6 protein-coding genes are annotated in these 12336 nt (G+C 46.9%); 4 read left to right on the top strand and 2 right to left on the bottom strand.

Annotation, left to right across the window (positions count from 1 at the left end; translation table 11 throughout):
* Window positions 1–7 precede the first annotated feature (7 nt).
* Window positions 8–1666, bottom strand: coding sequence for a cyclic peptide export ABC transporter (locus tag BLR32_RS08155; protein ID WP_089830473.1), 1659 nt, complete (start codon window positions 1664–1666; stop codon window positions 8–10).
* A 164-nt stretch (window positions 1667–1830) separates the two neighbouring features.
* Between BLR32_RS08155 and BLR32_RS08150 the strand changes: the two genes are divergently transcribed.
* Window positions 1831–2904 (top strand): class I fructose-bisphosphate aldolase, encoded by a 1074-nt coding sequence (locus tag BLR32_RS08150; RefSeq protein WP_089830471.1) that lies wholly within the window; start codon window positions 1831–1833, stop codon window positions 2902–2904.
* Window positions 2905–3557: 653 nt separating this feature from the next.
* Here the strand turns inward: BLR32_RS08150 and BLR32_RS08145 are convergent.
* Window positions 3558–3830: a DUF4242 domain-containing protein gene (locus tag BLR32_RS08145; protein ID WP_089832095.1), complete on the bottom strand. Its 273-nt coding sequence runs from the start codon at window positions 3828–3830 to the stop codon at window positions 3558–3560.
* A 183-nt stretch (window positions 3831–4013) separates the two neighbouring features.
* Here BLR32_RS08145 and BLR32_RS08140 point away from each other — a divergent pair, with 183 nt between their 5' ends.
* From BLR32_RS08140 to BLR32_RS08130, 3 genes are all read left to right on the top strand, one after another.
* Window positions 4014–5312, top strand: a complete 1299-nt coding sequence (locus tag BLR32_RS08140; RefSeq protein ID WP_089830469.1) for a glycoside hydrolase family 2 TIM barrel-domain containing protein — start codon at window positions 4014–4016, stop codon at window positions 5310–5312.
* Between the two features lies 1 nt (window position 5313).
* Complete coding sequence (locus tag BLR32_RS08135; RefSeq protein WP_089830467.1) at window positions 5314–9090, top strand: glycosyltransferase; 3777 nt, start codon at window positions 5314–5316, stop codon at window positions 9088–9090.
* Window positions 9091–9186: 96 nt separating this feature from the next.
* Window positions 9187–12297, top strand: coding sequence for an AsmA family protein (locus BLR32_RS08130; protein ID WP_089830465.1), 3111 nt, complete (start codon window positions 9187–9189; stop codon window positions 12295–12297).
* Window positions 12298–12336: the final 39 nt, after the last annotated feature.

Below are 12336 nucleotides of genomic sequence, written 5' to 3'. Positions count from 1 at the left end.
GTTTGCGTTATTGAGAGATGATCTTACCATATTCCATTTCTATTACTCGGTCAAACTGCTCGGTATACTTATCATCATGGGAAACCATGATAATCGTTTTCCCTTTCAGGCGGAATGAGGGTAATATTTCCGTATAAAAGAATTTCTTGAAACCCGGGTCCTGGTCTGCGGTTACTTCATCCAGGATCATGATGGGCTTATCTTCCAGCAGGGTGCATATCAGCGCCAGTCTTTTACGCTGACCGGTCGACAATCGAACATTGCTGAAATTCGTCCCGTTAAAATGTGTCTTATGTGACAGTCCCATCAACTTGATATACTCATTCACCTTATCGGCATTGAGATTGGGAATGCCATATATTTTAGGGAACAGATGGAAGTCAGTGAAGATGGTAGAGAACCAGAAACGATAATCCTCTTTATTGAAGTCTTTAAGTGCTGTTCCATTTACCAGGATGCGGCCGGATGCAGGATGGTAAAGATTGGTCAGCACTTTCAGGAAGGTGGATTTTCCACTTCCGTTGCCACCGATAATGCATATCAGCGACCCTTTCTTCAGTGTGAAGTCGATCGGACCTAATGTAAAGGAAGATTGTTTCTCTTCGTCCATATAGTCATACACTACATTCTCCAGTTTGATCTCTTCAAAGGGTGGTAGTGGAGGATAAGACTTAGGCGTATCGTTTTCAGAGAAAGCAGCGATCTTCCGTTCCAGGTGATCAATGTTCTGTGTAGCCTGTATAGCTTTAGCAAAGAGGGGAATGGTGGTGACAATATTCTCAAGCGGCCCGATCACAAACAGGATGGAAGCTGTCAGGCGCGTGAGTGTGCCTGTATACAATGTCTGAAATTGCGGTAGCAGGAAAATGATAGATGCCAGCAGCAGGTAAAAGACCATCTCGGAGAACATATAGCCTACTGCAAAACGTAATCCGCTGCTGGTCTTGACCTCTTTACCATAATCAGCTGTATGCCTGATATCAGTAAACAGCTGTTCGTTTTTCAGATGGTTGATCTTTATTTCCTTAAAACCTTCTATGAGGTTTTCTATGTGATCATAAAAAGCAGATTCATTTTTATTGGCTTCTCTCAGTTCCCGGTTGATATCATTTTGTCTTCTGAGAAAGTATGAGATAGCAATCACCAGGATCACGATGGTAGCGGCGAAGGCGGTAAATGAGAGGAACCCGATATAGATCAGTGCAAAGGTGACGAGTATAAGCGCCTGGAAGGCGTTGATGATAACGGCGGCCGACTGTGAAATGAAATTCGTATCGTTGGACACACGGGTGAAGATCTCATCTTTCCCGATAGATTCCATAGGCGACAATTCACAGCGTCTTAGCTTCTCCAGTATCCGGAGACGAAGGCTGTAAACAGCATTTTCTACGATGATAACAGATTTCCTGAGGATATATCTTTTAGTGATATAAAATATGGTTAATGCGATGGCAAAAAGCAGGAGATATTTTACCTGTACTTCTCCTTCTCCGGCCGAGTTGGCGGCGGCATTCAGGACGGATAGTAATACTGCATTGACAATACCGGATATGACTGTATAAAAGATGATGGTTCTTTTGGGTATATCTGAATGTTGAAGAACCATTCTGAGGTATAACTTATATCCAGCTGGCCGGGCTGCGTCTTTATTATTCTGATCGGGCATGTGTTTTTGAATAAGCGCTAATTTACAATCAGGGTAATGAACCCTTGCCACATATTCCTGTAGTCTTTAGGAGGTCGCGATAGCCCGGTATCAGAATTTTTAATTAGCTTCGTTCACATCAGGAGTATATATCAGTTACAGTCATTCATATTAAATAAAATACCATGACTTTAGATAAACTGAGTAGTATATTAGGTGATGAAGCCCGGGATTTGCTGGAGCATAAATGCACAAAAGTCCCCAAAGAACAACTGCATCTTCCTTCCCCGCATTTCCTTGACGATCACTTTACTTTTTCCAACAGAAATGCGCAGACCCTGCGAAACCTGGCGCAGTTGTATAATCACGGGCGACTGGCAGGTACAGGCTATGTATCTATCCTGCCTATCGATCAGGGAATTGAACATAGTGCAGGCGCTTCTTTCGCACCCAATCCCATGTATTTCGATCCGGAGAATATACTCCGGCTTGCTATTGAAGGTGGGTGTAATGCAGTAGCTACGACTTTCGGCGGACTGGCATTAATGTCCCGCCGTTATGCCCATAAAATACCTTTCATCGTTAAGATCAATCATAATGAGCTGCTTTCTTATCCGAACAGTTATGATCAAACGATGTTTGGTTCAGTAAGAGATGCCTGGAACCTGGGCGCTGCGGCAGTAGGGGCTACTATTTACTTTGGGTCTGAAGAATCGAGGCGGCAGATCGTGGAAGTAGCGGACGCTTTTGAAGAAGCACATGAACTGGGGATGGCGGCTATACTGTGGTGTTACCTGCGCAATGATGCTTTTAAATCAGGCGGAAAGGATTACCATGTAGCAGCCGATCTGACAGGACAGGCCAATCACCTGGGAGTTACACTGCAAGCAGATATTATCAAACAGAAACTGCCGGAAATCAATGGTGGTTACAAGGCGCTGAATATGGGCAGTAGCTCATACGGCAAATTGGATGAACGAATGTATACTGAGTTGACTACTGAGCATCCTATTGACTGGTGCCGGTATCAGGTATTGAACTGTTATAGCGGGCGCATCGGGTTGATCAATTCAGGCGGAGCCTCTTCGGGCGCCGGCGACCTGAAAGAGGCGGTACGTACAGCCGTGATCAATAAACGTGCAGGTGGTATGGGGCTCATCTCCGGAAGGAAAGCTTTCCAACGGCCTTTTGAACAGGGCGTAGAGCTGTTACAGGCAATCCAGGATGTGTACCTTTCCCCGCAGATAGACATTGCCTGAACGGGAACCATCCGCTGCATCAGACCCCGGTAGGGGTCTACGCGTTTGTAGCGCGGATGATAACCCCGGGAACCAATACGTGATCATTCGCTGCATCAGACCCCGGTAGAGGGCTACGTGTTTTTAGCGTGGGGTGACAACCCCGGGAACCAATACGTGATCATTCGCTGCATCAGACCCCGGTAGAGGGCTACGTGTTTGTAGCGCGGATGATAACCCGGGAACCAATACGTGATCATTCGCTGCATCAGACCCCGGTAGGGGTCTATGTGTTTGTAGCGCGGGGTGACCACCCCGGGAACCAATACGTGATCATCCGCTGCATCATACCCCGGTAGAGGTCTACGTGTTTGTAGCGCGGATGATAACCCCGGGAACCAATACGTGATCATCCGCTGCATTAGACCCCGGTAGGGGTCTACGTGTTTGTAGCGCGGGGTGATAACCCCGGGAACCAATACGTGATCATCCGCTGCATTAGACCCCGGTAGGGGTCTACGTGTTTGTAGCGCGGGGTGATAACCCCGGGAACCAATACGTGATCATCCGCTGCATTAGACCCCGGTAGGGGTCTACGTGTTTGTAGCGCGGGGTGATAACCCCGGGAATAATGTACGCCGACGTAGACCAGTTTCGAATTTACCCAGCCCCGTTTATTCGGCCGTAGCAGGATCAATGATGGCAGTAACCTGGTTGATTGTATTGGCAGGAAAACCTCCCTTTCTTGCATGTTCCCGGATCATTTCTTCATTGGGAGCGATGTACACGCAATAGATTTTGTCGCCCGTCACATAGCTCTGTACCCATTGGATTTCTGGCCCCATATTACGTAGTACATCACATGAAGATTGTGATACTCCTTTTAGTTGTTCGGCAGTTAACTGCCCTGCCCCCGGGATATCCCGTTCGATTACATACTTTGGCATGGTGTATGGATTTGATTGATAACAATCCAGTGCGATCTTTAGTTCTTCGCCTGCCGGATAATATATCTGAAGAATATTGCCCTGCCCGGTATCTGCCGACTGATTTTCATGACGATATATTGACTGATTCGTATTATATTTATAACACATGGCTACATGTTCGAGATAAATTTATGACACCGAATGGCTCCTGATAGTCTCCGCGTATACCTTTTCCCCCTTAGTGTTTTCTTTCTCCTTTTTTGCAACTGCAATAAAGCCACTGATCATTTCAGGAAGGTATGGGTGGCCCGGCAGGATGGCAGATACATACTATACAGGAATGGGACGCCGTTTGTAGTAAGAGGAGGATCCGGTTATACGCAAATGGCCAGATTAAAAGCAATTGGCGGCAATACAATCCGCACCTGGGATACTACAAGATTGGGTGCTATTCTCGATGAAGCAGCGGCTAACAACCTGGCTGTTATCGCCGGGTTCTATGTTCCGGAAAGTAAATACCTGGATTATTTCTATCGCAACCAGCAGAAAGTGGATAGCCAGTATGCTGCTTTCCGCCAGGTAGTGCAACGTTACCGTTCGCATCCCGCATTGCTGATGTGGTGCCTCGGGAATGAGGTTGATTTCCCCTTCAAGGCCAGGTACAAGAAATTCTACGATGCATATAATAGCTTGCTGGATATGATACATACCGAAGATCCGGATCATCCTGTTACCACCACAATGGTTAATTACCAGTTCAGGAATGTGATGAATATTCAACTGAAAGTACCGGGCCTGGATATACTCTCCTTTAATATCTTCGGGAGCCTGCAATCCCTGCAAAGTAATCTTAATTCATTCAGCTGGTTGTGGAATGGTCCTTTCCTGATAACGGAATGGGGTATATTTTCCCCACAGGAAGCAAAACGTACCGCCTGGGGCGTACCTATTGAACCTACGAGTACTAAAAAAGCCGATCAGTATCGGGAGATGTACACTCAACATCTGCCGGTTAATAGTCCTCGTTTTATTGGCGCGCTGACATTTTACTGGGGACAAAAAGAAGAAGTGACGCCCACCTGGTATAGCATCTTTGGAAATGACGGAGAGGCAACGGGAATAGTGGGAGAAATGCAGGCACTGTGGACAGGCACTGTATCTCCGCATAAGGCTCCGGAAGTAGAGCTGATGTACGTGAATGGGAAAGGTGCTGCAGACAATATTTTAATGAAGCCCGGTACATTGCAGACTGCGGAGCTCAGGATCAAATCACCCGGAAAAGGATTACGGATTGTCTGGAAAGTACTGGATGAAGATTTTGATCCCCAAAGTAGTGATCAACCACTGGAACGTAAAGCAGATATTATCACGCTTGATAGTTTCAGGATCTCTTTCCGGGCCCCAACAAAAGAAGGCCCATACCGGATCTATTCCTGGGTTTATGATACTTATGGCAACATGGCGACAGCCAATACACCTTTTTACGTAGTAGGACAATAATATGGCAACACGCAAGCGCGTTTCTCCGCCTTCAAAGAAAGAGTTATTCATTCTCCGGTTTATGATCATCACCGGGGTGATCAGTCTATGCTTATTGCTGTTCTGCGTTTTCAACATTGCCAATATGGGTAACCGCCCCCTGTACTGGTTGTTGATGATAGCGATCCTCTTTTCCTGTCTGAAAATACTGCATGAGTGGTATCATTACTTCTATATTACCGTTCCTGAAAGACCTGTCTCCACATCACAGCCTACTGTAGATGTGCTCACGACATTCTGCGCCGGAGAGCCTTATGAAATGATCATTAAGACGCTTACTGCCATGCAGGCGATCACCTATCCGCATACCAGCTATCTCTGTGATGAAGCGAACGATCCTTTTCTGAAAGAAACCTGTCAGCGTTTAGGAGTACGTCATGTTACACGGAATAACCGTATAGATGCCAAAGCCGGTAATATCAATAATGCCTTACAATATGCCACCGGGGAGCTCTGTGTGGTAATGGACCCCGATCATGTACCTACGCCTGATTTCCTGGAGAGGGTAGTACCTTTTTTTGATGATCCGCAGATAGGATTTGTACAGATTGTGCAGGCATACAGTAATGTTGGCGACAGTATCATCGCCAAAGGCGCTGCGCAGCAAACCTTCCAGTTTTATGGTCCGATGATGATGACCATGCACAAATACGGTACTGTGCAGGCTATTGGCGCTAACTGTACCTTCCGGAGAAGTGCCCTGGATAGTATTGGCGGGCATGCCGCCGGACTGGCGGAGGATATGCATACCGCTATGCAGCTCCATGCAAAAGGTTGGAAATCGGTGTATGTACCGGAAGTACTGACCCTGGGACTGGTACCTTCCACGTTATCCGCCTATTATAAACAACAGTTGAAATGGTCGAGAGGGACCTTTGAGCTACTGGTGACCACCTATCCGAAACTGTTCCGGAAATTTACCTGGCGGCAGAAACTCCATTACGGCATACTGCCGTTTCACTACTTTGCGGGTGTCATTTTTCTGATCAACTTCCTGGTTCCCGTATTGTCGTTATGCCTTGGGGTAATACCGTTTCAACTGGATCTGCTTTCATTCGGTATACTGGGTTTACCTTTTGTCTGTGTTACCTTGTTGATCCGGCATTTCGTACAACGATGGGTCATGGCGGAAGATGAAAGCGGATTCCATATGGTAGGAGGCTTGTTATTAATAGGCACCTGGTGGATCTATATACTTGGATTGGTATATACAGTGATCCGTAAAAAGGTGCCTTACATCCCTACGCCCAAAGACGATAAAGACAGCGCCAGCTGGAAACTGTTTATACCCAATGCCGCTGTTTTATTAATTTCTGCAGCGGCGATTATCTACGGGTTATGGCGGGACTGGAATCCTTTTTCAGGTGTAATGGCGGCTATCGCTTTTCTGAACTGCCTGATCATGCTGTTCAATATAGTGGCCGGTGTCTGGAAAGGACGCATGACGACGGCCTTACCTGTTACTTTTACGGAATTCCTCTACCACTACTATTATGCCGGTAAAGTAGGGTTATGGAAGTTACGTCACAGCGGGTATGTGCTAATAAGGAAGACGGCGCTTCTCCTGACATTGCTGGTGTGCGGCTTCACTGCCTGGTTTATTTATGAGGATACCAGACCGCCAGCCAGCTATGCGGGCCGGCCGGTTACCATAGAACCCGTCTTTTTAACAGGTATTTTCAGTCCTGTCAATACTTCCGGGTTGACATCCATGCAGGAAGTTGGCCGCTACAACCAGATGACGGACGCCCGTTTTGACATCGTATCCTGTTACATTCCCTGGGGGGATGAGTCCCGTTGCTTCCTGCCAGACTCCCTGATGCATGCAATATATCAGACAGATGCCATTCCGATGATCACCTGGGAGCCCTGGGCCGGATTGTTCCATGTTTCCCGTAAAGATACTTCCCTGATGAAGGAGCGGAAAATGATGCTGCATATCAGCCAGGGGTACTTTGACGGTTACCTGCAAAAGTTTGCGGAGCAGGTAAGGAAGCTGGAGCGACCTGTTTTCATCCGGTTCGGTCACGAGCCTGATAATCCGGCTTATCCCTGGTCAGGTACGGGCTTGAATACTCCGGAAGAGTATATACAGGCCTGGAGATATGTGCATGATTACTTTAACCGTGCAGGGGCCCGCAATGCGATATGGGTATGGAATCCATGGAAACCGGAGGCTGTCGGGCAATACTTCCCCGGTAATGGTTATGTAGACTGGCTGGGTGTAACCATACTGAATTATGGCAGTTCTCATCCGGACGGGAAATGGTATACTTTCAATCAGTTGTATACCCCTTATCATAGGAAAGACCTCTTTCGTGCCGGTTTACCCGTTATGGTAGCAGAACTGGGATCATTGAAAAAAGAAGGTAATCAGCAACACTGGCTACAGGATGCCTTTGCAGATATGGGTGGTCGTTTCCCGGAGATAAAAGCCGCTGTATTGTTTAACAGTAGTTATGATCTGAATATTGTCAGTAGAAAAGACAGCGGGGCATTGGACTGGAAACTATCAGCGCCCCTGGCTTCCCTGCAAGACCTGAACAGGCTGCAGAAGAATGACAATGATATCGCCTGTCCGCTGCCGGCGCTTGCCGCTGTTCCTGCCATTTCTGATAGTGGGCGGCTGATGGATACGATCAGGGGCGTTATTTATGCTAAAGCCATCCCCTGGTTCAGGAGCCGGCATACCTTAACCCGCAGGGAGGTGCTGAGAGACCTGAAAGATATGCAGCGACTGGGTATTAACACTGTCAGGAGGTATGGTCCGGGCGTTTATGATCATAATATCCTTGCCGTGGCGAATGAAACAGGCATAAAGATTCAGTACGCTTTTTGGATGCCTGATCTGGACCGTGATATTTCGAATGAACAGCGCCGGGAAGATTTTATGTCAGAGGTGATCGCTACAATAAAGAAAAGAAAGGATGACAAAAGCATTATCGGCTGGCATCTTTCCAACAATGCCTGGCGCCGGCTGCAGCAGATGTATGCAAAGCCCTCGTTATTACGCCATGAGGATGAGTATCTTCACTGGCTGCGCGAACTGGTGCGACAGATTAAAGCCGTGGATCCGGAAAGACCTGTAACGCTGGATGTGCCGATGGACGAACAGGTGACTGCCACACTGCAGACCTTTGCCTCGGCCATACCTGAAATATCCAGTCTGGGACTGGCTACTCCGGGCGATACCACTAGGATCACCTTGCCGGAAACAAAGGTTCCCTGGTTTCTCAGTGGAGTCAGTGCAGATCAATACATTGCTACCGGTACGAAGAAACCGCTCTTCATCAGCTCCTGGCAGGATATCCAAACCAGGAATGCCATTACTTTCAGCGGGCTGCTGGATCACCAGCGGCACTATAAACCAGCTTATTCGCGACTAGCGGACTACTGGCATATAAAAACTGATGCTCCCCGGCTGCCACCAGTGAAGATTCTGCGTCCTGCCGAAATAACCGAACCGGGAAAGGTCTTGTCCTATCATGCATTGGTCTATAACAATGGTAGGTGGAACCTGCGGGATCCTCTTAACCAGCAACTGCATTTCGAATGGTTCCTGTATAAAACTGATGGCTGGGGGAATGCCATTTATATGCGTCGCCTGGGTACAGGACCGGGCATTCATGTAAGGATGCCTGATTCGCCTGAATTGTACAGGCTATATCTGATGGTCAGCAGGGATGGTTATGCCGTCAATGCCAGTTCTCCACTCAATACACCCTTCAGAAAGGAGTAATTATACTACATATCCTTCGCATGTTATTTTTTAGACATCTGTAGATTTTCTATCTTTGCGCCGCTAGTGGAATGCAAATAACTGATCCTATACCTTATGCTTGGTGCAACTATGAAGAGAAACGCATGGCGGACATTGAAAATCGTTTCAATAACTGCCGGGGGAATGATACTGATACTTTTTCTGCTGCCGCTCCTTTTTCCCGCGGCTGTGTCAAACAGAATAAAATCCTGGGCTAACCATAATATCACTGGCGAGATCAATTTTTCAAAAGCGAGATTATCCTTCTTTAATCATTTCCCTACACTCACCCTGACACTGTACGATTTCAGTCTGAAAGGATCTGCTCCTTTCGAGCAGGATACCCTGGTATCTGCAGATGAAATAGCGTTAGGTGTCAACCTGGGAAGTATCTTTTCTAAAGCTACCCGGGTGGACAAGATCTATCTCACAAAGGGAAATATCCATGTACAGGTAGATACCGAGGGACGCCCGAATTATAACGTATATCAGCCAGCTACGCCTTCGCGTAAGTCGGCTGACAGTGGCAGTGTATCGCTGAAAATAGAAAAGATACAGCTGGAGCACTGTAAGATCATCTACAATGATAAATCCCTGACCCTGCAGATACGGGCCCGGGAAGTGAATTATACCGGTAAGGGAGACCTGGATCAATCGCAGTTCGACCTGTATTCGCATATCGACATTGCCTCCTTCGACCTGGCTTATGGCGGAGTACCCTGCATACAGTCCAAGAAACTGGATGGTAAGCTGATCACCCGCATCAATACCAAATCACTGAATTTCATTTTTGAACGGAATGACTTGAAGATTAACCAGCTGCCGATGAAACTGAATGGCGCATTCAGTTTCCTGAAGAACGGGTATAAGATGGATTTTAAACTCTCTTCAGGTGAATCTACCCTGGAAGCACTTTTCAGTGCATTGCCGTCGAAATATACTTCCTGGAGGGAGCATACTGATATAAAGGGCTTTGCTGAGGTAAACGCCTCATTAACAGGTAAGTATATTGCGAAGACTAACAAGATGCCTGATCTCGCATTCAGTATGAAGGTGAGGGACGGAGAAATATCCAGTTCAGGAGCACCTTATGCTATTGAAAACCTGCGCCTGGATTTCGGGGCCTGGCTGCCGGAGATGAATCCTGAGAAGTTTACTATAAATGTTGATTCGGCCTTTTTTAAACTGGATAAAGGGTATTTCAGCTCAGATATTAAAGTGGTAGGACTGACTAAGCCTGACATCCATGCAAAGATGAGCGCTGACCTGGATATGGAGAAATGGGGAAAGGCAATGGGATGGGATGCTTTTGACCTGAAAGGCCGTTTTCAGGCGAACCTTCAGGCGGATGGCAGGTACATACAATATACGGTTAACAACGGTCCCGGACAAGAGTCGGACCGGATCATCAGCAGTATCCCTGTATTTGACTTCAAAGCTACGCTCAGTGACGGTTATCTCAAATTCAGAGATGTACGGGAACCTATCCGGCATATCGGGTTTGATGTGCAGGCGGCTTGTCCGGATAACAACTATGCCAATGTACATGTGAACGTGAGTAAGATCAATGCAGAGGTATTAGGTAACTATATCAAAGGATACTTTCATCTGACGAATGCACAGGAGCCGCTGGTGGATGCGAGTCTGAAAGGACTGTTACACATGGCTGATGTGGAGAAGTTTTATCCGATTGATGGTGTGGACCTGAGTGGGGACCTGAACATCAATATCTTAAGTAAAGGTATTTATCAGCCGGCAAGAAATTTATTCCCGGTAACCACTGCTTCCCTGAACATGGACAACGGAGCGGTACACACGAAGTATTACAAACATCCGGTTGAGAAGATCAATGTCAACGCTACGCTGACAGATACAGCCGGTAGTTTGCAGGCATTGAAGATCGACATCAAACCGATATCCTTCCAATTTGAGGGTCAGACCTTTACGCTCAAAGCGGCGCTGAATAATTTTGATGATCTGCATTATAATATCCTGGCCAATGGCATCATCGATCTTGGAAAGATCTACCAGGTACTGGGCCGGGAAGGATATGACGCCAAAGGTTACATCAAAGCAGACCTGACCCTGCAGGGCACGAAGAGTGATGCGATGAACAGTCAGTACGACAGACTATTAAACAAAGGAACGCTGACAGTGAAGGATGTATCGTTGAAAGCTGCCAGATTCCCGCTGCCTTTTTATATCAACAACGGCGTTTTCCGTTTTGAAGAAGATAAGATGTGGTTTGACAAATTTGAAGCACATTATGGTAAATCAGACCTCCGCCTGGATGGTCATTTATACAACCTGATTGCTTATGCCACTCAGCCGCATCAACGCCTTCAGGGAGCCTTTAACCTGAAGAGCAGTTATATCCTGGTGGATGAGCTGATGGCATACAACAGCGATCCTTATTCAGCAGATGAACCGGGATCTTCGGGTGTAGTGGTCATACCGGATAATCTGTCTCTCACCCTGAATGCTTCTGCAGATAAGGCTAGTTTCCGGGGGATAGATGTACAACGTTTCCATGGTCAGCTACAGGTGGATAACGGCAGTTTGCAGATGAGTAATACCGGGTTTAATATCATAGGAGCGCCGGTTGAAATGGAGGCACAGTATAATAGCCTGAATAGCGAAAGTGCTGCTTTTGATTATCATATCAATGCACGGGAGTTTGATATTAAACGTGCTTATAAGGAGATCCCGCTGTTTCATGATATGGTGTCTTCTGCTTCTTCCGCCAGCGGTATTGTAGGACTGGATTATCATATCAGTGGCAGGTTCAGGGAGAATATGCAGCTGGTATATCCGTCCCTGAAAGGAGAGGGGGTACTGTCATTGAAGAAGATAAAGCTGAAAGGTTTCAAACTGTTCAATGCAGTGAGCAATAGCACAAAAAGGAATATCAAAGATCCAAACCTGTCTGAGGTTGAGATCAGATCTTCCATCGGCAATAATATCATCACTATTGAGCGGACAAAGATGCGAATAGCTGGTTTCCGTCCCCGTTTCGAAGGCCAGGTTAGCTTTAACGGGAGATTGAACCTGAAAGGACGTATAGGCTTGCCTCCGCTGGGCATCTGGGGAATACCTTTCAATGTTACGGGAACGCAGACGAATCCGCATGTGAAGCTGAAAAGAGGAAGTGATAAGGATTCGCTGGATAAGGAAGCTGCAGATTGATCATATGGGTGTTTCTACCTGTATTTGGCCCAGTGGGTA

The organism is Chitinophaga filiformis, from assembly GCF_900102545.1.
Classification (GTDB): Bacteria; Bacteroidota; Bacteroidia; order Chitinophagales; family Chitinophagaceae; genus Chitinophaga; species Chitinophaga filiformis.
The sequence above is the reverse complement of the archived record's forward strand: the minus strand, read 5'-3'. Positions and strand labels throughout refer to the sequence as shown.